Origin of the sequence: Polaromonas hydrogenivorans, from assembly GCF_040105105.1 — a bacterium.
GTDB classification, from domain to species: Bacteria; Pseudomonadota; Gammaproteobacteria; order Burkholderiales; family Burkholderiaceae_C; genus Polaromonas; species Polaromonas hydrogenivorans.
The window spans coordinates 3,628,320-3,651,093 of the sequence record NZ_CP157675.1 but is presented as its reverse complement, the minus strand read 5'-3'; the positions used below and the strand labels follow the sequence as shown (position 1 = coordinate 3,651,093).

22 protein-coding genes are annotated in these 22,774 nt (G+C 61.8%); all 22 read left to right on the top strand.

What is annotated here, in order from left to right; genetic code table 11:
* Positions 1–104 precede the first annotated feature (104 nt).
* The gene (locus ABLV49_RS17645; protein ID WP_349278480.1) at positions 105–1,253 is read left to right on the top strand and encodes an ABC transporter substrate-binding protein; all 1,149 of its coding nucleotides are present in this window, start codon (positions 105–107) and stop codon (positions 1,251–1,253) included.
* A gap of 71 nt (positions 1,254–1,324) precedes the next feature.
* Positions 1,325–2,023, top strand: coding sequence for a transposase (locus ABLV49_RS17640; protein WP_349278478.1), 699 nt, complete (start codon positions 1,325–1,327; stop codon positions 2,021–2,023).
* 231 nt (positions 2,024–2,254) lie between these two features.
* Positions 2,255–7,000, top strand: a complete 4,746-nt coding sequence (locus ABLV49_RS17635; protein ID WP_349278476.1) for a glutamate synthase-related protein — start codon at positions 2,255–2,257, stop codon at positions 6,998–7,000.
* 147 nt (positions 7,001–7,147) lie between these two features.
* Positions 7,148–8,614, top strand: coding sequence for a glutamate synthase subunit beta (locus ABLV49_RS17630; RefSeq protein ID WP_349278474.1), 1,467 nt, complete (start codon positions 7,148–7,150; stop codon positions 8,612–8,614).
* A gap of 54 nt (positions 8,615–8,668) precedes the next feature.
* Positions 8,669–9,511 (top strand): ABC transporter ATP-binding protein, encoded by an 843-nt coding sequence (locus ABLV49_RS17625; RefSeq protein ID WP_349278472.1) that lies wholly within the window; start codon positions 8,669–8,671, stop codon positions 9,509–9,511.
* Positions 9,508–10,290 (top strand): lipid asymmetry maintenance ABC transporter permease subunit MlaE, encoded by a 783-nt coding sequence (gene mlaE, locus ABLV49_RS17620; RefSeq protein WP_349278470.1) that lies wholly within the window; start codon positions 9,508–9,510, stop codon positions 10,288–10,290. The genes ABLV49_RS17625 and mlaE overlap by 4 nt, the downstream gene beginning before the upstream one ends.
* Before the next feature lie 81 nt (positions 10,291–10,371).
* Positions 10,372–10,881: an outer membrane lipid asymmetry maintenance protein MlaD gene (mlaD, locus tag ABLV49_RS17615; protein ID WP_349278468.1), complete on the top strand. Its 510-nt coding sequence runs from the start codon at positions 10,372–10,374 to the stop codon at positions 10,879–10,881.
* Positions 10,878–11,660, top strand: a complete 783-nt coding sequence (locus ABLV49_RS17610) for an MlaA family lipoprotein (RefSeq protein WP_349278467.1) — start codon at positions 10,878–10,880, stop codon at positions 11,658–11,660. The genes mlaD and ABLV49_RS17610 overlap by 4 nt, the downstream gene beginning before the upstream one ends.
* Positions 11,661–11,830: 170 nt before the next feature.
* Positions 11,831–12,469, top strand: a complete 639-nt coding sequence (locus ABLV49_RS17605) for an MlaC/ttg2D family ABC transporter substrate-binding protein (protein WP_349278465.1) — start codon at positions 11,831–11,833, stop codon at positions 12,467–12,469.
* Between the two features lie 14 nt (positions 12,470–12,483).
* A complete protein-coding gene (locus ABLV49_RS17600; RefSeq protein ID WP_349278463.1) occupies positions 12,484–12,777 on the top strand; it encodes an STAS domain-containing protein in 294 nt (97 codons plus the stop codon).
* Positions 12,778–12,872: 95 nt separating this feature from the next.
* Positions 12,873–13,832 carry an ABC transporter ATP-binding protein gene (locus ABLV49_RS17595; protein WP_011800105.1) on the top strand — a complete coding sequence of 320 codons (960 nt, stop codon included), beginning with the start codon at positions 12,873–12,875 and terminating at the stop codon, positions 13,830–13,832.
* The gene (locus ABLV49_RS17590; protein WP_349278460.1) at positions 13,829–14,584 is read left to right on the top strand and encodes an ABC transporter permease; all 756 of its coding nucleotides are present in this window, start codon (positions 13,829–13,831) and stop codon (positions 14,582–14,584) included. Before ABLV49_RS17595 ends, ABLV49_RS17590 begins: the two co-directional genes overlap by 4 nt.
* Before the next feature lie 22 nt (positions 14,585–14,606).
* Positions 14,607–14,852 (top strand): BolA family protein, encoded by a 246-nt coding sequence (locus tag ABLV49_RS17585; protein ID WP_011800107.1) that lies wholly within the window; start codon positions 14,607–14,609, stop codon positions 14,850–14,852.
* 5 nt (positions 14,853–14,857) lie between these two features.
* Complete coding sequence (gene murA / locus ABLV49_RS17580) at positions 14,858–16,132, top strand: UDP-N-acetylglucosamine 1-carboxyvinyltransferase (protein ID WP_349278458.1); 1,275 nt, start codon at positions 14,858–14,860, stop codon at positions 16,130–16,132.
* Positions 16,129–16,782, top strand: coding sequence for an ATP phosphoribosyltransferase (hisG, locus tag ABLV49_RS17575; RefSeq protein WP_349278456.1), 654 nt, complete (start codon positions 16,129–16,131; stop codon positions 16,780–16,782). Before murA ends, hisG begins: the two co-directional genes overlap by 4 nt.
* A 13-nt stretch (positions 16,783–16,795) precedes the next feature.
* Positions 16,796–18,139: a histidinol dehydrogenase gene (gene hisD, locus ABLV49_RS17570; protein WP_349278454.1), complete on the top strand. Its 1,344-nt coding sequence runs from the start codon at positions 16,796–16,798 to the stop codon at positions 18,137–18,139.
* A complete protein-coding gene (gene hisC, locus ABLV49_RS17565; protein WP_349278452.1) occupies positions 18,140–19,237 on the top strand; it encodes a histidinol-phosphate transaminase in 1,098 nt (365 codons plus the stop codon).
* On the top strand, positions 19,234–19,854 hold the full coding sequence (gene hisB / locus ABLV49_RS17560; protein ID WP_349278450.1) for an imidazoleglycerol-phosphate dehydratase HisB: 621 nt from the start codon (positions 19,234–19,236) through the stop codon (positions 19,852–19,854). Before hisC ends, hisB begins: the two co-directional genes overlap by 4 nt.
* Before the next feature lie 101 nt (positions 19,855–19,955).
* On the top strand, positions 19,956–20,636 hold the full coding sequence (gene hisH, locus ABLV49_RS17555; protein ID WP_349278448.1) for an imidazole glycerol phosphate synthase subunit HisH: 681 nt from the start codon (positions 19,956–19,958) through the stop codon (positions 20,634–20,636).
* Positions 20,637–20,719: 83 nt separating this feature from the next.
* Positions 20,720–21,460: a 1-(5-phosphoribosyl)-5-[(5-phosphoribosylamino)methylideneamino]imidazole-4-carboxamide isomerase gene (gene hisA, locus ABLV49_RS17550; protein WP_349278446.1), complete on the top strand. Its 741-nt coding sequence runs from the start codon at positions 20,720–20,722 to the stop codon at positions 21,458–21,460.
* A 7-nt stretch (positions 21,461–21,467) separates the two neighbouring features.
* Positions 21,468–22,247, top strand: a complete 780-nt coding sequence (gene hisF / locus ABLV49_RS17545; RefSeq protein ID WP_349278444.1) for an imidazole glycerol phosphate synthase subunit HisF — start codon at positions 21,468–21,470, stop codon at positions 22,245–22,247.
* Positions 22,248–22,380: 133 nt separating this feature from the next.
* The gene (gene hisI / locus ABLV49_RS17540; RefSeq protein WP_011800116.1) at positions 22,381–22,770 is read left to right on the top strand and encodes a phosphoribosyl-AMP cyclohydrolase; all 390 of its coding nucleotides are present in this window, start codon (positions 22,381–22,383) and stop codon (positions 22,768–22,770) included.
* Positions 22,771–22,774: the final 4 nt, after the last annotated feature.

Here is a 22,774-nt window from a genome sequence, read left to right as displayed (position 1 = left end):
GGTACCAGGGCAACACCCTTTGTGACATGCTGAAATATCATTAACAATCAGCAAAAGGTGGTTTCAGATTTGCATGTTCTGCCTTCTCTCAAAAGGAAAGAGTCATGTTTAATCGTCGTCAGTCGATCCTGAAGCTTGTTTCGGCCGCTGCTGTGATTGCCAGTCCCGCCCTTCGGGCGCAAACCCTTAAAACCAGCCGAAAAGTGACGCTTGGCCAGTCGGTGCCCCTCACGGGTGCGGCTGACCAGATTGGCCTGGCTTACCTGAATGGTGCAAAGATTTACTTCGATGCCCTCAATGCCAACAACGGGGTAGGCGGCTACAGCATTGCGGTCAAGGCGCTTGACGACGGGTACGACCCCGCGAAGGCGGCAGCCAATGCCAAAAAGCTGATCAGTGAAGGGGTTGATGCCCTGTTCGGCTTTGCAGGCACCGCCAGCTGTGATGCGGCTTATGCCGTGGCCAAATCTTCTGGAACCCTGTTTTTTGCACCTTTTGCCGCATCGGACACGCTTCACGATCCTGCGCTTGTCAATGTGTTTCATGTCCGTCCGGCGCTGGCTGACGAGGCTTATAAAGTGGCGCGCCACTGTGCAACCCTCAATCAGGAGCGTATTGCCGTGTTTGCCGAGGACGATGCCATGGGGCGCGCCGGCCTGGCTGCGGTCAACCAGGCACTGGTTGACCTGAAACGACCGCCGCTTGTGGCCAGCGCCTTGTCACCGATCAACAGCGACAAGGTGGATGCTGCAGTTGCCCAGATCGTGAAAGCCCAGCCCCAGGCCATCATTTTGGCGAGCCTTTTCAATTCATCGGCGGCCTTCATTCGAAAAATGAGGCAGGCCGGCTTCGGCGGACAGTTCCTGGCTTTTTCCGTTGTGGGCATCGACCCCTTGTTCAGCGCGCTGGGCAAGGAGATTGGCGGCATCGTTATTTCCCAAGTCGTGCCTTCTCCGCGCAGCACCGTCATGCCGCTGATCAAGGAATACCTGGCTGTGCTGAACCAGACCGACCAGGCGCCCAGCTATGAAAGTGTCGAAGGCTATGTTGCGGCCCGATGTTTTGCCGAGGGCGTGCGCCTCAGCATTGCGGGCGGCGGCAAGCCAGATCGCGTAGGCTTGCAAAAAGCCTTTAATTCCATGACGGATTACGATGTGGGCGGCTTTCGCGTCAACCTGCGGGCAAAAAAATACGAATCGGTTCGTGCCATTGACCTGGTCAGCATCACGCCGGACGGAAAAATCGTCCGCTAAGCGACTGGATCAGTTAAGGGCAAGGCGGCCGGATCAAATTATCATGGTGCAAACTTCCGGCATTGCAGCTCATGGCCCGTCTTCCCCGCCTTACCGTTCCCGGTCATCCGCACCACATCGTCCAGCGCGGCAATAACCGGCAGGCGATTTTTTCATCGACCGCCGACTACCAGATGCTGCTGGTGCTTCTGGATGAAAACGCGCAAAAGTTCGGCGTTGCGCTGCATGCCTATGTGCTCATGGGCAACCATTTCCATCTGCTTGCCACGCCCAGCACCGAGGAGGGCTTGCCGCGGATGATGCAGGCGGTTGGCCGGCGTTATGTACGCTATTTCAATGACAGCCAGGGACGTTCGGGCACCCTGTGGGAAGGGCGCTACCGCTCGACAGTGATAGACACCGAGCGCTATTTGCTGGCCTGCATGGTTTACATCGACCTCAACCCGGTGCGCGCTGGCCTGGTCAAGGAGGCTGCGCTCTATCCCTGGTCCAGTCATGCACGCTACGTGGGCTTGCGAACCGACAAGATGGTCACGCCGCATGCACTGTTCTGGGCTCTGGGCAACACCCCATTTTCGCGCGAAGCGGCTTATGCCGGACTGGTCACCCAAGGCATCACGCCGCTCCAGCAGGAGGCGCTGACTCAATCCGTACTCGGTGGCTGGGCGCTTGGTGATGAAAACTTTGTTGTGAATTTGCAAAAGCTGACAAATCGCCGCGTAAAAAAAACCTTGGCCGGACGACCTTTAGGCCTGGAAAAATCAAGCTGAAATTGCCTTATACACACGACTGTGAATGGTTTATAGCTATTAATTTTGATGTGTCCCTTATTATTTTTAATTAATCAAAATGACGAGTTAATTGGAATCTGACCCCAATTAAAATTTTTTGCATGGAAGGCTGGCATGTACTATGCTCGTCTGCTGAAAATTTGAAACACCTGGCGAGCAGGACTGACACGTCGATCAACCTCTCCTGCTTGCTACCGACAAGGAATTGCCATGACCACGGCTGCTGAAATCAAGCATTTTGAACAACACGGTTTGTACGCTGGCGCCAACGAGCACGATGCCTGCGGTGTCGGCTTTGTCGCCCACATCAAGGGTCACAAGGGCCATGCCATCGTCCAGCAAGCCCTGAAGATTCTCGAAAACCTCGATCACCGGGGCGCGGTCGGTGCCGACAAGCTGATGGGCGACGGCGCCGGCATTCTGATCCAGCTGCCCGATGCGCTGTACCGTGAAGAAATGGCCGCTCAAGGCGTTGCGCTGCCGCCACCGGGCGAATACGGCGTCGGCATGGTGTTTTTGCCGAAAGAGCATGCATCGCGCCTGGCCTGCGAACAGGCGCTGGAGCGCGCGGTCAAGGCCGAAGGCCAGGTGCTGCTGGGCTGGCGCGATGTGCCGGTCAACCGCGACATGCCGATGTCGCCCACCGTGCGTGAAAAAGAACCCGTCCTGCGCCAGATTTTCATCGGCCGCGGCAACGACGTGATCGTCCAGGACGCGCTGGAGCGCAAACTGTACGTGATCCGCAAGACCGCCAGCGCCGCGATCCAGCGCCTGCACCTGACGCACAGCAAGGAATACTACGTTCCCAGCATGTCCAGCCGCACCGTGGTTTACAAAGGCCTGCTGCTGGCCGACCAGGTCGGCACCTATTTCATGGACCTGACCGACGTTCGCTGCGTTTCAGCGCTCGGCCTGGTGCACCAGCGCTTTTCCACCAACACCTTCCCCGAGTGGCCGCTGGCCCACCCGTACCGCTATGTCGCGCACAACGGCGAAATCAACACCGTCAAGGGCAACTACAACTGGATGAAGGCGCGCGAAGGCGTGATGTCTTCGCCGGTGCTCGGCGCCGACCTGCAAAAGCTGTACCCGATCAGCTTTCCCGGCCAGTCCGATACCGCCACCTTCGACAACTGCCTCGAATTGCTGACCATGGCCGGCTACCCGATCAGCCAGGCGGTGATGATGATGATTCCCGAGCCGTGGGAACAGCACACCACCATGGACGAGCGTCGCAAGGCCTTCTACGAATACCACGCCGCCATGCTGGAGCCGTGGGACGGCCCGGCCTCCATCGTGTTCACCGACGGCCGCCAGATCGGCGCCACGCTGGACCGCAACGGCCTGCGTCCATCGCGTTACTGCGTCACCGACGACGACCTGGTCATCATGGCGTCCGAGTCGGGCGTGCTGCCGATTCCCGAGCACAAGATCGTGCGCAAATGGCGTTTGCAGCCCGGCAAGATGTTCCTGATCGACCTCGAACAGGGCCGCATGGTCGATGACGAGGAAATCAAGGCGACGCTGGCGCACAGCAAGCCCTACAAGCAGTGGATTGAAAACCTGCGCATCCGGCTGGACGACGTGACCGGCAAGACAAAGGAAAGCGCCGTCACGGCTCCGGCGGTGCCGGGACTTTCATTGCTCGACCGCCAACAGGCTTTCGGCTACACCCAGGAAGACATCAAGTTCCTGCTCTCGCCGATGGCCGCCAACGGCGAGGAAGCCACCGGCTCGATGGGCAACGACAGCCCGCTGGCCGTGCTGTCGAACAAGAACAAGCCGCTGTACAACTACTTCAAGCAGCTGTTCGCGCAGGTGACCAACCCGCCCATCGACCCGATTCGCGAAGCCATCGTGATGTCGCTGGTGTCCTTCATCGGCCCCAAACCCAACCTGCTGGACATCAACCAGGTGAATCCGCCGATGCGCCTCGAAGTCAGCCAGCCGGTGCTGAACAACGCCGACATGCAAAAGCTGCGCGACATCGAAATCCGCACGCAGGGCAAGTTCAAGAGCTACACCCTGGACATCACCTATCCGCTGGCCTGGGGCCGTGAAGGCGTCGAGGCCAAGCTGGCGTCGCTGTGCGCCGAAGCGGTCGATGCGATCAAGGGCGGCAACAACATCCTGATCGTCAGCGACCGCGCGCTGAGCGCCACGCAAGTGGCCATTCCGGCCCTGCTGGCACTCTCGGCGATTCACCAGCATCTGGTGAAGGAAGGCCTGCGCACCACCGCCGGGCTGGTGGTCGAAACCGGTTCGGCCAAGGAAGTGCATCACTTCGCCGTGCTGGCCGGCTATGGCGCCGAGGCGGTTCACCCTTACCTGGCGCTGGAAACCCTGGCCGAGCTGTCCAAAGGCCTGCCGGGCGACCTGAGCACCGACAAGGCGGTGTACAACTACACCAAGGCCATCGGCAAGGGCCTGTCCAAGATCATGTCCAAGATGGGCGTATCGACCTACATGAGCTACTGCGGCGCCCAGCTGTTCGAGGCCATCGGCCTGAACCGCCAGACGGTTGACAAGTTCTTCACCGGAACCTCCAGCCAGGTCGAAGGCATGGGCGTGTTCGAGATTGCCGAGGAAGCCCTGCGCATGCACAAGGCCGCTTTCAGCGACGACCCGGTACTTAGCAACATGCTGGACGCCGGCGGCGAATACGCCTGGCGCGTGCGCGGCGAAGACCACATGTGGACGCCCGACACGATTGCCAAGCTGCAGCATTCCACGCGGGCCAACAACTGGAACACCTACAAGGAATTCGCCCAGCTCGTCAACGACCAGAACCGTCGCCACATGACCTTGCGCGGCCTGTTCGAGTTCAAGATCGACCCGTCCAAGGCCATCCCGATTGACGAAGTCGAGCCGGCCAAGGAAATCGTCAAGCGCTTTGTCACCGGCGCCATGTCGCTGGGTTCGATCAGCACCGAAGCGCATGCGACGCTGGCCGTGGCCATGAACCGCATCGGCGGCAAGAGCAACACCGGCGAGGGTGGTGAAGACCCGGCCCGCTACCGCCAGGAACTCAAGGGCATCCCGATCAAGCGCGGCGACACGCTGAAAAGCGTGATTGGCGAAAAGGTCGTCGAGGTCGATCTGCCGCTGCAGGATGGCGACTCGCTGCGTTCGCGCATCAAGCAGGTGGCTTCGGGCCGCTTTGGCGTCACCGCCGAATACCTGGTGTCGGCCGACCAGATCCAGATCAAGATGGCGCAGGGCGCCAAACCCGGCGAGGGCGGCCAGCTGCCCGGCGGCAAGGTCAGCGAATACATCGGCCAGCTGCGCTTCTCGGTGCCCGGTGTCGGTTTGATTTCGCCACCGCCGCACCACGACATCTATTCGATTGAAGATCTGGCGCAGCTGATCCACGACCTGAAGAACGTCAACCCGCGCGCCAGCATCAGCGTCAAGCTGGTCAGCGAAACCGGCGTCGGCACGATTGCCGCCGGCGTGGCCAAGGCCAAGGCCGACCACGTCGTGATTGCCGGCCACGACGGCGGCACGGGCGCCTCGCCCTGGTCGTCCATCAAGCATGCCGGCTCGCCCTGGGAAATCGGCCTGGCTGAAACCCAGCAGACGCTGGTGCTCAACCGCCTGCGCGGCCGCATCCGGGTGCAGGCCGACGGCCAGATGAAAACCGGCCGCGACGTGGTGATTGGCGCGCTGCTGGGCGCCGACGAGTTCGGCTTTGCCACCGCGCCGCTGGTCGTTGAAGGCTGCATCATGATGCGCAAATGCCACCTCAACACCTGCCCGGTCGGCGTGGCCACGCAAGACCCGGTGCTGCGCCGCAAATTCAGCGGCAAGCCCGAGCATGTGGTCAATTACTTCTTCTTTGTCGCCGAAGAGGCGCGCCAGTTGATGGCGCAGCTTGGCGTGCGCAAGTTCGACGACCTGATCGGCCGTCCCGACCTGCTCGACATGCAAAAAGGCATCGAGCACTGGAAGGCCAGCGGCCTGGACTTCAGCCGCCTGTTCTACCAGCCCCAGGTGCCGGCCGATGTGCCGCGCCTGCATGTGATGAACCAGGACCACGGGCTGGACCGGGCGCTGGACATGCGGCTGATTGAAAAATCCAGGGCGGCGCTGGACAAGGGCGAAAAAGTCCAGTTCATCGAGGTGACGCGCAACGTCAACCGCACCGTCGGCGCGATGCTGTCGGGCGAGTTGACGCGCCTGCGCCCCGAAGGCCTGCCGGACGACACGCTGCGCATCCAGCTCGAAGGCACGGGCGGACAGTCGTTTGGCGCCTTCCTGGCCAAGGGCATCACGCTGTATTTGATTGGCGACGCCAACGACTACACCGGCAAGGGCCTTTCCGGCGGCCGCATCGTGGTGCGTCCGAGCATTGATTTCCGGGGCGACGCGGTCAAGAACACCATCGTCGGCAACACCGTGATGTACGGCGCCACCAGCGGCGAGTCCTTCTTCAGCGGCGTGGCCGGCGAGCGCTTCGCGGTGCGCCTGTCGGGTGCGACGACGGTGGTCGAAGGCACGGGCGACCACGGTTGCGAATACATGACCGGCGGCACGGTCGCGGTGCTCGGCAAGACCGGCCGCAACTTTGCTGCCGGCATGAGCGGCGGCGTGGCCTACGTGTATGACGAAGACGGGCAGTTTGCCACCCGCTGCAACACCTCGATGGTGTCGATGGACCGCGTGGTGACCACCGCCGAACAGCACACCCATGACCAATCCGACTGGCATGCCGGCGAAAGCGACGAAGAGCAGCTCAAGCGCCTGCTGCAGGACCACAACCGCTGGACCGGCAGCAAGCGCGCCAGGGAACTGCTGGACACCTGGAGCGTGTCGCGCCTGAAGTTCGTGAAGGTCTTCCCGAATGAGTACAAGCGCGCCCTGATCGAGCGCCAGGAGCGCCGCCTGGAAGCCGCGACCGAAACCACCAGCGCCCAGGTAGCGACGAACCACCAGGAAGCGGTGGCCGCCAAATAAGCCGGACAGGGCCAGCGCCGCGGGCGGCATTGCACCGTACCAAGCTCTGGCCCGTTCACCGTATTGCTATTGTATTAATAGCTGCTTGCGCCCGCTGGATATGCGCAAACGGCATTAAAAGCTTAAAAAATTGCACAGGACTTCATCATGGGAAAAATCACCGGCTTCATGGAATACGAGCGCATCGAGGAGGGCTACAAGCCCGTCCCGGAGCGCCTGAAGAACTACAAGGAATTTGTCATCGGCCTGGACGACAAGCAGGCCAACAAGCAGGCCGCGCGCTGCATGGACTGCGGCACGCCGTTTTGCAACAGCGGCTGCCCGGTCAACAACATCATTCCCGATTTCAACGACATGGTGTTTCGCAACGACTGGAAAAACGCGATTGACACGCTGCACAGCACCAACAATTTTCCGGAATTCACCGGCCGCATCTGCCCCGCGCCCTGCGAGGCGGCCTGCACGCTGAATGTGAACGACGATGCGGTGGGCATCAAGTCGATTGAGCACGCGATCATCGACCGCGCCTGGTCCGAGGGCTGGGTCAAGCCCCGTCCCGCCAAGCACAAGACTGGCAAGAAGGTTGCTGTCGTCGGTTCCGGCCCCGCCGGCATGGCCGCTGCCCAGCAACTGGCGCGCGTGGGCCACGACGTGACGCTGTTCGAGAAGAACGACCGCGTCGGTGGCCTGCTGCGCTACGGCATTCCCGACTTCAAGATGGAAAAAATCCACATCGACCGCCGTGTCGAGCAGATGCAGGCCGAGGGCGTGGTGTTTCGCACCGGCGTCATGGTCGGCAGCCTGCCCAAGGGTTCCAGGGTCACCAACTGGGCCAAGGAAACCATCACGCCCGAGCAGCTGCAAAAAGATTTCGATGCCGTGGTCCTGACCGGCGGCGCCGAGCAGTCGCGCGACCTGCCGGTTCCCGGCCGCGAACTGGACGGCGTGTATTTCGCCATGGAGTTCCTGCCGCAGCAAAACAAGGTCAATGCCGGCGACAAGGTCAAGGGCCAGCTGCGCGCAGAAGGCAAGCATGTCATCGTGATCGGCGGCGGCGATACCGGCTCGGACTGCGTCGGCACCAGCAACCGCCACGGCGCGGCCAGCGTGACCCAGTTCGAACTCATGCCCCAGCCCCCGGTCGAGGAAAACCGGCCCATGACCTGGCCCTACTGGCCGATCAAGCTGCGCACTTCTTCGTCCCACGAAGAAGGCTGCGAGCGCGAGTTCGCCATCTCGACCAAGGAGTTGATCGGCGAAAAAGGCAAGGTCACCGGCCTGAAAACGGTTCGCGTCGAATGGAAGGACGGCAAGATGGTTGAAGTGCCGGGCTCGGAGCAGATCCTCAAGGCCGACCTGGTGCTGCTGGCCATGGGCTTTGTCTCGCCGGTGGCTTCAGTGCTCGACGCCTTCGGCATTGAAAAGGACAACCGAGGCAATGCCAGGGCAGGAACCGACTTCATCGGCGGCTATGCGACGAACGTCCCCAAGGTGTTTGCGGCAGGCGATATCCGGCGCGGCCAGAGCCTGGTGGTGTGGGCGATTCGCGAAGGCCGGCAGGCCGCGCGGTCGGTCGATGAGTTCCTGATGGGCTACAGCGACCTGCCGCGCTAATTAGCGTAATCCCTTATGATCCAGAAGCCGGAATATCCGGCTTTTGTTTTTTCTATGCCCTCATCTTCTACTTCCCTTGTCGAGTTGAATCACCTGACCTTTGGCTATGGGGAGCGTGTCATTCTCGATGACATTTCGCTGTCGGTGCCCAAGGGCAAGGTCACGGCCCTGATGGGCGCTTCGGGCGGCGGCAAGACGACCATCCTGCGCCTGATTGGCGGCCAGAACCGGGCGCAATCGGGCACGCTGCTGTTTGACGGCCAGGACGTCACGCCCATGGATCAGACGCAGCTTTACGCCGCCCGCAGGCGCATGGGCATGCTGTTCCAGTTTGGCGCGCTGTTCGCTGATTTGAGCGTGTTTGAAAATGTGGCGTTTCCGCTGCGCGAACATACCGACCTGCCCGAAGCCCTGATTCGCGACATCGTGCTGATGAAGCTCAATGCGGTGGGCCTGCGCGGCGCGCGCGACCTGATGCCGAGCGAGGTGTCGGGCGGCATGGCGCGGCGCATTGCGCTGGCCCGCGCGATTGCGCTCGATCCCGAACTGGTGATGTATGACGAGCCTTTTTCTGGGCTGGACCCGATTTCGCTGGGAACGGCGGCGCGGCTGATCCGCCACCTCAATGACAGCCTGGGGCTGACCAGCATTTTTGTCTCGCACGAGCTGGAGCAGACCTTTGCCATCGCCGACCATGTGATCATCCTGGCCAATGGCAAGGTGGCCACCCAGGGAACGCCGGACGAAGTGCGCCAAAGCACCGACCCGCTGGTCTACCAGTATGTGCATGCGCTGCCTGACGGTCCGGTTCGTTTTGACTATCCCGGGGTCACGGTCGAGCAGGACTTTGGTCCCGCATCGACAGCCGTTTCCCTGAAATCCGGAGCTTCATCATGAGCTGGTACAAGCCTGCGGACGTCGGGTTCGCCACCCGCAGCTGGCTGGCCAAGCTGGGCTACGGCGCCCGGCTTTTCCTGCGGCTTCTGGCGACATTCGGCTCAAGCTTCAAGCGCTTTGGCCTGGTGCGTGACCAGATTCATTTCCTGGGCAATTACTCACTCGTCATCATCGCCATCTCCGGCCTGTTTGTCGGCTTTGTATTTGGCCTGCAGGGCTACTACACCCTGCTGCGCTTTGGCTCGACCGAAGCGCTGGGCCAACTGGTCACCTTCACCTTGGTGCGCGAACTCGGCCCCGTCGTGACGGCGCTGCTGTTCGCCGGCCGGGCCGGCACGTCGCTGACGGCCGAAATCGGCCTGATGAAGGCTGGCGAGCAGATCAGCGTCATGGAAATGATGGCGGTCGATCCGATCCAGCGCATTTTGGCGCCGCGTTTTTGGGGCGGCGTGATCACCATGCCGCTGCTGGCCGCCGTGTTCAGCGCCATGGGCGTGATTGGCGGCTGGATGGTCGGGGTGCTGATGCTCGGTGTCGATTCAGGTTCGTTCTGGAGCCAGATCCAGGGCAGCGTCGATGTCTGGCGCGATGTGGGCAATGGCATCATCAAAAGCATCGTGTTCGGCTTTACCGTGACTTTTATCGCGCTGCTGCAGGGTTTTGAGGCGCAACCGACCCCCGAAGGCGTGGCGAGCGCCACGACGCGCACGGTGGTGGTGGCCTCCCTGGCGGTTCTGGGTCTGGATTTCATCCTGACCGCGATGATGTTCACGAAGTGATGACTTGAAAATTCGTGGGACAGGCCCTTGCTGCGCGAAAGCCGGGCAGGCACTGTCCTCAACCGTTTGGAAAGAAGTTAGATGCAACGCTCAAAAATTGATGTGTGGGTTGGCCTGTTTGTCCTGGTGGGCGCTGCGGCCATTTTGTTTCTGGCACTGCAGGCCGCGAATCTGCTGAACCTGAATTTCCAGCCCACTTACAAGATCACGGCCGAATTTGACAATATTGGCGGGCTCAAGACCAAGGCTTCGGTGCGCAGCGGTGGCGTGGTGGTGGGACGGGTCGAGGAGATCAGCTTTAACGACCAGACCTTCCAGGCGCGTGTCACGCTGGACATGCAGGGCCGCTATGCTTTCCCCAAGGACAGTTCGCTGAAAATTCTGACCAGCGGCTTGCTTGGCGAGCAATACATTGGCATACAAGCGGGCGGCGATGAAAAAAACCTTGTGGAAGGAGACGTGATCAGGCAGACACAGTCTGCCGTGGTGCTTGAAAATCTGATCGGGCAATTTTTGTTCAGCAAGACAGCCGATGAAAGTTCAGGGGCCGCCCCCACCCTGCCAGCAACAGGAGCAACAGAAAAAAAATGACCAAACCTACCAATCTGAAAAAAGCCTCTGGATGGGCCGCCACGGCCCTGGCTTTGACCCTGCTGCAAGGCTGCGCAACCGGCCCGCAGGCCAACCCGGCCGATCCGCTGGAGCCTTTCAACCGCAGCGTGTACAGCTTCAATGAAGGACTGGACCGCGCCGTCCTCAAGCCTGTGGCCACGGCCTACCAGAACATCACGCCGGCGCCAGTGCGCACCGGCGTGACCAGCTTTTTTGAAAACATCTCGGATGTCTGGTCGTTCGTCAACAATGTGCTGCAGGCCAAGCCCACAGAGGCCATGGATTCCTTGTTCCGCGTCACGACCAATACCCTCTGGGGCCTGGGCGGTATTTTTGATGTCGCCAGCGAACTGAAAATTCCCAAGCACAAGGAAGATTTCGGCCAGACCCTGGGCACCTGGGGCCTGAAGTCGGGTCCGTATGTGGTGCTTCCGCTGTTTGGTCCGTCAAGCGTGCGGGACTCGGCGGGCCTGGTGGTCGATCTACAAGGCAATCCGCTGTCGCAGGTTGACAATGTCCCGGTACGCAATTCCCTGACGGGCCTGCGGCTGGTGGATACGCGCGCCAGTTTGCTCAGTGCTGGCGATCTGCTCGACCAGGCCGCGCTCGACAAATACGCCTTTACCCGTGATGCCTATTTGCAGCGCCGCCAGAGTCTTATCGGTGGCAATGAGCGCATCGAACCCGAAGAGCGCTTTGACCTGCCCGAGGCCGCGCCGGCCGGTGCGCCTGCGGCCTCGGCACCGAAGCCACAATAAAGCCCTCGTAACAAGCTTTACCAAATTTACCGGGCTGCCTTAAAACTTCATCGGCTATCGTCTGGCAGGCTTGCAAAATAATCATCAGAGCACGGCTGATCACCATGAGGGGCATGAATGTGCTTGTCCCGCTGCCGATAGTTGTCTGTTTTGACTTTGAAAGAAAAACCATGAACCGTAGAACTCTTGGACGCTTGTTGACCGCCACGCTCAGCCTGGCACTGCTGGCTTCAGTCCCTTTTGCGCATGCTGCTGCCGACGAAGCGCCCGATGCGCTGATCAAGCGCGTCTCCAGCGAAGTGCTGGATGCCATCAGGTCGGACAAGGCCATTCAGGCCGGCGAAATGAACCGGGTGCTGGCACTGGTCGATACCAAGGTCATGCCCAATGTCAATTTCACCCGCATGACGGCCTCCGCCGTGGGGCGCAACTGGCGCCAGGCCACGCCCGAGCAGAAAGCCCGTCTGCAGGCAGAATTCAAGACCCTCTTGATCCGCACTTATTCCGGCGCGCTGTCGCAGGTGAATGACCAGAAGCTCAACGTCAAGCCCCTGCGTGCAGCTTCCACCGACACCGAAGTGACGGTTCGCACCGAAGTACTCGGGCGCGGCGATCCGGTCCAGCTCGACTACCGTATGGAGAAAACGCCGACCGGCTGGAAAATTTATGACCTCAACGTGCTCGGTGTCTGGCTGGTGGAAACCTACCGTACCCAGTTCGCGCAGGAAATCAGCGCCAAGGGCATCGATGGCCTGATCACGTCGATGTCGCAGCGCAACCAGACCAACGCCGGCACGACCAAGTCCTGAGCGCGCAACCTGACATGCTGAAACTTCCTGCCGTCCTGACGCATGCCGTCGCCTCCGGCTTTTTCCACACAGTGGCAAAAGAGGTGCTGTCCCTGCCGAAAGAGGTGGTCGTGGACGCCAGCGCCTTGAGTCAGTTTGACTCGTCGGCGCTGGCAATCCTGCTGGAGTGCCGTCGCCAGGCGATGGCGGCGAGCAAGGTTTTTTCCGTGCAGGGCGCCCCTGGCCGGCTGCTCCAGCTGGCCGAGGTCTATGGCGTTTCTGCCCTGATCCCCGCAACTCCGGGACACCCGGTAGCCAGGGCGGCTTGAGGCCAAGGCCATCTCCGCCTGCTTTGTGAACGCTTGCAGGGCCATATTTCGCTGCGGCAGAGAAGAAACTCATCCGCCCCTAAAATAGCGGGCTCATGCCAGCCATCTCATTTCAGTCTGTCTCCAAAACCTATCCCCCCGCGCGAAACCAACCCGCCACCGGCCTGAAAGCACTGGACAGCGTCAGCTTTGACATCCAGCAAGGCGAATTCTTCGGTCTGCTGGGCCCCAACGGCGCCGGTAAAACCACCCTCATCAGCATCCTGGCCGGCCTGTCGCGCGCCAGCAGCGGCCGGGTTCTGGTGCATGGCAGCGATGTCGTGCTGGACTACGCCAATGCCAGGCGCAAGCTCGGCATCGTGCCGCAGGAGTTGGTGTTCGACCCTTTCTTTACCGTGCGCGAAGCCTTGCGCATCCAGTCGGGCTATTTCGGCATCAAGCGCAACGATGACTGGATTGACGAGTTGCTGGCCAGCCTGGGCCTGGCCGACAAGGCCGATGCCAACATGCGCCAGCTCTCCGGCGGCATGAAGCGCCGGGTGCTGGTGGCGCAGGCGCTGGTCCACAAGCCGCAGGTCATCGTGCTCGACGAGCCCACGGCCGGCGTCGATGTGGAGTTGCGCCAGACTTTGTGGCAGTTCATCGCCAAACTCAACAAGCAAGGCAGCACGGTGCTGCTGACCACCCATTACCTTGAGGAAGCCGAAGCCCTGTGCAGCCGCATTGCCATGCTCAAGCAGGGCAGGGTGGTGGCGCTGGCGCAGACATCCGAGCTGCTCAGTGCCGCCTCCAGCAATGTCCTGCGCTTCAAGATTGATAGCGAACTTCCCTTGCACCTTGCGCGCCAGGCACGTATTACAGGCCGAATCGTGCAGTTTCCGGCGCACAACGCGCGCGAAATCGAGCAGTACCTGGCCGCCGTCCGCGAGGCCGGCCTGGTGGCCGAGGACGTGGAAATCCGCAAAGCCGACCTGGAAGACGTGTTTCTCGATGTGATGAACGAAAAAGATGTGAAAGAACCCATGGCGATGGACCTTGCCGGAGCCATGAAATGACCGGCTGGCAGACGCTTTTCTACAAGGAGGTCCTGCGCTTCTGGAAGGTCGGTTTCCAGACCGTCGGCGCTCCCGTGCTGACGGCCGTGCTCTACATGCTGATCTTCGGCCATGTGCTGCAGGGGCAGGCGCTGGTGTATGGCAAGGTGACATACACCGCTTTCCTGGTACCCGGACTGGTGATGATGAGCGTGCTGCAAAACTCCTTTGCCAACAGCTCCTCGTCGCTGATCCAGAGCAAGATCATGGGCAGCCTGGTGTTTGTGCTGCTCACGCCGCTGTCGCACTGGGACTGGTTCTGGGCCTATGTGGGCTCGTCGGTGGTGCGCGGCCTGCTGGTCGGCGCCGGCGTGTTCGTGGTGACGGTGTATTTCGGCCAACCCGGTTTCGTGGCGCCGCTCTGGATCGTGGTGTTTGCCGTGCTGGGCTCGGCCATGCTGGGCGCGCTGGGCGTGATTGCCGGCTTATGGGCCGAGAAATTCGACCAGATGGCGACCTTCCAGAACTTCATCATTATGCCGATGACTTTTCTGAGCGGCGTGTTTTATTCCATCCACTCGCTGCCGCCGTTCTGGCAAAAAATCAGCCACCTGAACCCATTTTTCTACATGATCGACGGTTTTCGCTACGGCTTTTTTGGCGTCAGCGACGTTTCGCCCTGGCTCAGTCTGGGCCTGGTGCTGACGGCATTTTTCATCATTAGCGCCGTGGCGGTCAACATGCTGCGCACCGGCTATAAGATCAGGCATTGACTGAGTAAACATCGGACCCCCCATGACCAGCGAAGAACTTCAAACCATCATTGCCGCAGGCCTGCCCTGCTCCCACCTCGAACTGTCCGGCGACGGCCGGCACTGGTACGCCACCATTGTTTCCAGCGCTTTCGAGGGCCAGCGCCTGATCCAGCGCCACCAGCGCGTCTATGCCACGCTGGGCGGACGCCTGCAGAGCGACGAGGTTCATGCCCTGTCGATGAAAACCTACACGCCCGCCGAATGGGCCGCCAACAGCGCGCAATAAAAAACATGGACAAACTACGCATCAAGGGCGGCAAGTCCCTGGCCGGCTCGGTCGATATCTCGGGCGCCAAAAATGCAGCCCTGCCTGAACTGTGCGCGGCCCTGCTGACCGCCGACACCGTCACGCTGCTCAATGTTCCCGGTCTGCAGGACGTGGCGACCATGCTCAAGCTGATCCGCAACATGGGCGTCGAGGCAGAGCGCAGTGCCAGCGCACCCGGCACGGTGATTCTCAATGCCGGCCCGCTGAGTTCGCCCGAAGCGCCTTACGAGCTGGTCAAGACCATGCGCGCTTCGGTGCTGGCCCTGGGGCCGCTGCTGGCGCGCTTTGGCGAGGCGACGGTGTCGCTGCCCGGCGGCTGCGCCATCGGTTCGCGGCCGGTGGATCAGCACATCAAGGGCCTGCAGGCGATGGGGGCTGACATCATCGTCGAGCACGGCTACATGCTGGCCAGGCTGCCAAAAGGCCAGACGCGCCTCAAAGGCGCGGCCATCACGACCGACATGGTGACGGTCACCGGCACTGAGAATTTCCTGATGGCCGCCACGCTGGCCGAAGGCGAAACCATTCTCGAAAACGCGGCGCAGGAGCCCGAGATTGGTGACCTGGCCGAAATGCTCATCAAGATGGGCGCCAACATCGAAGGCCACGGCAGCCGGCGCATCCGCATCCAGGGCGTTGAACGGCTGCACGGCTGCACCCACCAGGTGGTGGCCGACCGGATTGAAACCGGCACCTTTCTGTGCGCCGTGGCGGCGGCGGGCGGCGATGTGGTGCTCAACCATGGCCGTGCCGACCACCTTGACGTGGTGATTGAAAAGCTGCGCGAAGCCGGTGCCACGGTGACTGCTGGTGAAGGCTTCATCCGCATCCAGGCGCAGGGCCGCATGAAGGCCCAGTCGTTTCGCACCACCGAATACCCGGGTTTCCCGACTGACATGCAGGCCCAGTTCATGGCGCTCAACGCCATCGCGCAGGGCACCAGCACGGTGACCGAGACGATTTTTGAAAACCGCTTCATGCACGTCAATGAAATGGTGCGCCTGGGTGCGAAGATCCAGATCGAAGGCAAGGTCTGCGTCATCAACGGCGTTGAACAGCTGTCGGGTGCCACCGTCATGGCCACCGACCTGCGCGCCTCGGCCAGCCTGGTGATTGCCGGCCTGGTCGCCAGCGGTGAAACCTTTGTCGAACGCATTTACCACCTCGACCGGGGTTACGACCAGATGGAAGCCAAGCTGCGCGGCATTGGCGCCGATATTGAACGGATGAAAGCATGATCACGCTCGCGCTCTCCAAGGGCCGCATCTTCGACGACATCCTGCCGCTGCTGCGCAGCGCCGGCATCGAGGTGCTTGACGACCCGGAAAAATCCCGCAAGCTGATCCTGGACACCAACCAGCCCGACCTGCGCGTGGTGCTGGTGCGCGCCACCGACGTGCCGACCTATGTGCAGTACGGCGGCGCCGACATCGGCGTGGTCGGCAAGGACACGCTGCTCGAATCGGGCAGTCAGGGCCTGTACCAGCCACTCGACCTGCAGATCGCCAAATGCCGCATCAGCGTGGCGGTGCGCCAGGGCTTTGACTATGCCGCCGCCGTCAAACAGGGCTCGCGCCTGAAGGTGGCGACGAAATACGTGGCCATTTCGCGCGACTTTTTCGCCACCAAGGGCGTTCACGTCGATTTGATCAAGCTCTACGGCAGCATGGAACTGGCGCCGCTGACCGGCCTGGCCGACGCGATTGTCGATCTGGTCTCGACCGGCAGCACGCTCAAGGCCAACCATCTGATCGAAGTCGAGCGCATCATGGATATCAGCTCGCACCTGGTCGTGAACCAGACCGCACTCAAGCTCAAGCAGGCGCCGATTCGCAAGCTGATCGATGCTTTCTCCCTGGCCTGTGCGCAGGCCGCTGCAAAACAGTAAAGTCCTTGATGCTATGAATTTGCTAGCTATACCCGCCCGCCTGTCCTGCGCAGAAGCCACATTCGAGGCTCAATTCAAGGCCCGGCTGCATTGGTCGGCCGATACCGACGCGCAAATTGAGCAGCGGGTCGCCGACATCCTGGCCGACGTGCAGCAGCGCGGCGATGCAGCCGTGCTGGACTACACCGCGCGCTTTGACGGCCTGAACGCTGCTTCGATGGCCGAACTCGAACTCACGCAGGCCGAGCTGAAAGCCGCGTTCGAGTCGATTCCCGCCGCCCAGCGCGAAGCCCTGCAGGCCGCCGCCAGGCGCGTGCGGACGTATCACGAGGCGCAGAAAAAGGCCAGTGGCGAAAGCTGGAGTTACCGCGACGAGGACGGCACGCTGCTGGGCCAGAAGGTCACGCCGCTGGACCGCGTCGGCATTTACGTGCCGGGCGGCAAGGCGGCCTATCCGTCGTCGGTGCTGATGAACGCGATTCCGGCCCATGTGGCCGGCGTCGGCGAGATCATCATGGTTGTGCCGACGCCCAAGGGCGAAAAAAATGCCTTGGTGCTGGCCGCCGCCTACGTGGCTGGCGTGACGCGCGCCTTCACCATCGGCGGCGCGCAGGCCGTGGCCGCGCTGGCCTACGGCACGGCGACGGTACCCAAGGTGGACAAGATCACCGGCCCCGGCAACGCCTACGTGGCCAGCGCCAAGAAGCGCGTGTTCGGCACGGTGGGCATCGACATGATCGCCGGGCCGTCCGAAATCCTGGTGCTGGCCGACGGCACGACGCCCGCCGACTGGGTGGCGATGGACCTGTTCAGCCAGGCCGAGCATGACGAGCTGGCGCAAAGCATTTTGCTGTGCCCCGACGCGGCCTATATCGACGCCGTGCAGGAAGCCATCAACCGCCTGCTGCCCGCCATGCCGCGCGCCGCCATCATCGCCAAATCGCTCAGCGACCGGGGCGCGCTGATCCTGACCCGCAGCATGGAAGAGGCGTGCGAAATTTCCAACCGCATCGCGCCCGAGCACCTGGAAGTCTCCAGCCGCGATCCGCACCGCTGGGAGCCGCTCTTGAGGCACGCCGGCGCGATTTTTCTCGGCGCCTACACCAGCGAAAGCCTGGGCGACTACTGCGCCGGCCCCAACCATGTGTTGCCGACCAGCGGCACGGCGCGCTTTTCGAGTCCGCTGGGCGTTTACGACTTCCAGAAACGCTCCAGCTTGATCGAGGTCAGCGAAGCCGGCGCGCAGGTGCTGGGCAAAATCGCCGCTGAACTGGCCTATGGCGAAGGCCTGCAGGCGCATGCCCGCGCCGCCGAGATGCGCCTGAACACCGTGCCCGACATGAGAAAACCCCAATAAATGACCGCGCCTGATTCAACACTCGATCCGAAACTCAAGAAACTGATCCGCCAGGACGTGCAGTCCATGCATGCCTACGCCATCCAGGAATCAAGCGGCATGGTCAAGCTCGACGCCATGGAAAATCCGCACCGGCTGCCCGCTGGTCTGCAGGCCGAACTCGGCCAGCGGCTGGGCGCGCTGGCGCTGAACCGCTACCCGGACGGCCGCGTCAACGACCTGCGCCGCGCGCTGGCCGACTATGCGCAGATGCCCGAGGGCTTCGACATCATGCTGGGCAATGGCTCGGACGAGCTGATCGCGCTGCTGGCGCTGGCCTGCGACGTGCCGGGCGGCTCGGTGCTGGCGCCGCTGCCGGGTTTCGTGATGTACGCGATGAGCGCGCAGCTGCAGGGCCTGAAGTTCATCGGCGTCGATCTGACGCCGGACTTTGAACTCGACCAAGCGGCCATGCTCGCTGCCATTCGCCAGCACAAGCCGTCCATCACCTACCTGGCCTATCCGAACAACCCGACGGCCAACCTGTGGGACGACGCGGTGATCGAGAACATCATCAATGCCGTCGGCGAGCAGGGCGGGCTGGTCGTGATCGACGAGGCCTACCAGCCGTTTGCCAGCAAGAGCTATGCGGGCCGCATGGCCCGGCACAGCCATGTGCTGCTGATGCGCACCCTGAGCAAGTTCGGCCTGGCCGGCGTGCGCCTGGGCTACATGATGGGGCCAAAAGCCTTGATTGCCGAAATCGACAAGGTGCGCCCGCCCTACAACATCAGCGTGCTCAACTACGAATGCGCGCTGTTTGCGCTGGAGCACCGCGAGGTGTTCGCCGCGCAGGCGCAGGACGTGGTGGCCCAGCGCGCCGTGCTGCTTGATGCGCTGGGTGCGCTGCCCGGCGTCAAGGCCTGGCACAGCGACGCCAACATGATTTTGATCCGCGTACCCGATGCGGCCCGCGCCTTTGAAGGCTTGCGAAATCGCAAGGTGCTGATCAAAAATATTTCTAAAATGCATCCTCTGCTCGCCAACTGTTTGCGCCTGACCGTCGGCACCGCCGAAGAAAACGCACAACTGCTGGCCGCGCTTGAACCATCCCTATGACGACCTCCACTGCTGCCTCCTTGCCTGCTCCGCGCACCGCTGAAGTTTCGCGCAACACCGCCGAAACCAAGATCACCGTCAAGCTCAATCTCGATGGCACCGGCCAGGCCAAACTGTCCACAGGCATCGGCTTTTTTGACCACATGCTCGACCAGATCGCCCGCCACGGGCTGATTGACCTCGACATTCACGCCGTGGGCGACCTGCACATCGACGGCCACCACACGGTCGAGGATGTCGGCATCACGCTCGGGCAGGCCGTGGCCCAGGCGATTGGCGACAAAAAGGGCCTGCGCCGCTACGGCCACGCCTATGTCCCGCTCGATGAAGCGCTGTCGCGCGTGGTGGTTGATTTTTCGGGCCGGCCCGGGCTGGTCATGAACGTACCCTTCAAAAGCGGCATGATCGGCACTTTTGACAGCCAACTGGCCTACGAATTCTTCCAGGGCTTCGTGAACCATGCGTTTGTCACGCTGCACATCGACAACCTCAAGGGCGAAAACGCCCATCACCAGGCCGAAACCGTGTTCAAGGCCTTTGCCCGTGCCTTGCGCATGGCGCTGGAAATCGATCCGCGTGCCGCCAACGTGATTCCTTCGACCAAGGGTTCACTGTAGGCACGTCATCACCGCTATTTATGCCTGTTTTTGGCGTTCTGCGCAGGCAGGACGGGCGTAATTAGCTATTAAATAAATAGCAAATTTTATTTTTACCCTGAATGTCTAATTTGAAAACGGTGGCGGTGGTCGATTACGGTTCGGGCAATCTGCGTTCAGTCTCGCAGGCGGTCCGGCATGTGGTGCAGGGCACCGGCTACGAAGTGCTGGTAACGTCGAACCCGCAGGACGTGCTGAATGCCGAACGCGTCGTGCTGCCCGGCCAGGGCGCCATGCACGACTGCATGCTGGCGCTGGAACACTCGGGCATGCTGGGCGCCGTGCTGCATGCCGCCAGCCACAAGCCGCTGTTTGGCGTGTGCGTCGGCATGCAGATGCTGCTCGACAACAGCCATGAGGGGCTGGATGGCGCGCCCACGCCCGGCCTGGGGCTGATCCACGGCGAGGTCGTCAAGTTCGACCTGGCCGGAAAACTCCAGCCCGACGGCAGCCGCTACAAGGTGCCGCAAATGGGCTGGAACCAGGTTTACCAGTCGCGCCCGGATGGTGTGCATGCCCATCCGGTGTGGGCCGGCGTGCCCGATGGCTCGTATTTCTACTTTGTGCACAGCTTTTACGCCTGTCCGTCTGATGCGCGCCACATCGCTGGCGAGGCAGACTATGGCGGGCGCTTTGCGGCGGCGATAGCGCGCGATAATATTTTCGCCACCCAGTTTCACCCCGAAAAAAGTGCTGACCAGGGGCTGGCGCTGTACCGTAATTTCCTGCACTGGAATCCCTGACCTGCTTTTTTCTCCTCCCGGATGCGCCCCTGCCAGGGCAAATCCTTTTTTCAACCTCATCAACTGCTTTTCCCTAGCCCAACATGCTACTCATTCCCGCGATTGACCTCAAAGACGGTCACTGCGTCCGCCTGAAACAAGGCGACATGGACCAGTCCACCATTTTCAGTGAAGACCCGGCGGCCATGGCGCGCAACTGGGTTAACAAGGGCGCCAGACGCCTGCACCTGGTGGACCTGAACGGCGCATTTGCAGGCAAGCCCAAAAATGAAGCGGCCATCAAGCGCATTCTGGCGGAAGTGGGCAATGAGATTGATGTGCAACTGGGCGGTGGCATTCGCGACCTGGACACCATCGAGCGCTACCTCGATGCCGGCCTGCGCTACGTCATCATCGGCACCGCCGCTGTGAAGAATCCGGGCTTCCTGCAGGACGCCTGCACCGCCTTTGGCGGCCACATCATCGTCGGGCTGGACGCCAAAGACGGCCGCGTCGCCACCGACGGCTGGAGCAAGCTGACCGGGCATGAAGTGGTGGACTTGGCCAAGAAATTCCAGGACTACGGCGTCGAGTCCATCATCTACACCGACATCGGCCGCGATGGCATGCTCAGCGGCATCAACATCCAGGCCACCGTCAAGCTCGCGCAGGCGCTGACGATTCCGGTGATCGCTTCGGGCGGCCTGTCGAACATGGCTGACATCGACGCGTTGTGCGCCGTCGAAGACGAGGGCGTGCAGGGCGTGATCTGCGGCCGCTCGATCTACAGCGGCGACCTGGACTTTGAAGCGGCTCAAGAGCGCGCTGACGAACTCAACGGCTAGGCGCTACATGCTCGCCAAACGCATTATTCCCTGCTTGGACGTGACCGGCGGCCGGGTCGTCAAGGGCGTCAATTTCGTCGAACTGCGCGATGCCGGCGACCCGGTTGAAATTGCTGCCCGCTACAACGACCAGGGCGCCGACGAGTTGACCTTTCTCGACATCACCGCCACCAGCGACGGGCGTGACCTGATCCTGCACATCATCGAGGCGGTGGCCTCGCAGGTATTCATTCCGCTGACGGTGGGCGGCGGCGTGCGCACGGTCGAGGACGTGCGCCGGCTGCTCAATGCCGGCGCCGACAAGACCAGTTTCAACTCGGCCGCGCTGGCCAATCCGCAGGTCATCACCGACGCCTCGGCCAAGTACGGCGCCCAGTGCATCGTGGTGGCGATTGACGCCAAGCGCCGCAGCGACGAGGACGCCTTGCTGCGCGGTGCGGGCTGGGACGTGTACAGTCATGGCGGGCGCAAGAACACCGGGCTGGACGCCGTGGCCTGGGCCGTTGAGATGGCGCAGCGCGGCGCGGGCGAAATCCTGCTGACCAGCATGAACCGCGACGGCACCAAGTCGGGGTTCGACCTGGAACTGACGCGCGCCGTGAGCGATGCCGTCGGCGTGCCGGTCATCGCCTCGGGCGGCGTCGGCAACCTGGACCATCTGGCCGACGGCGTGCAGTTGGGCGGTGCCGATGCGGTGCTGGCGGCCAGCATTTTTCACTACGGCGAATACACCGTCGCTCAAGCCAAGCGCCACATGGCCAGTCGCGGCATTCCGGTCCGGCTCTGAATTTCAAGCGTTTCAGGCTGTTTGCGCTTGATGGACGGGCGCTTTCAGCTATTAATTTCATAGTATAGACATGCGCTGCAAGGCCACCCCGGCCCCCGCAGGACAGCATGCCGCAATCGCAGACAATACCCTCATGAATTGGTTAGACACGGTCCGTTGGGACGACAAGGGCCTGGTGCCCGTCATTGCGCAGGAAGCCGCCAGCGGCGACGTGCTGATGTTTGCCTGGATGAACCGCGAGGCATTGCAAAAAACCGCCGAACTGGGCCAGGCGGTGTATTTCAGCCGTTCGCGCGGCCGCCTGTGGCACAAGGGCGAAGAGTCCGGCCACCTGCAGACGGTGCATGAAATCCGGCTCGACTGCGACAGCGACGTGGTGCTGCTCAAGGTGACACAGCTCGGTCACGAACCTGGAATAGCCTGCCATACCGGCCGCCACAGCTGCTTTTTCAGCCTTTACAAAGACGGCCAGTGGGTCGCGACCGAGCCGGTCTTGAAAGACCCCGCCAGCATCTACAAATAGTTTT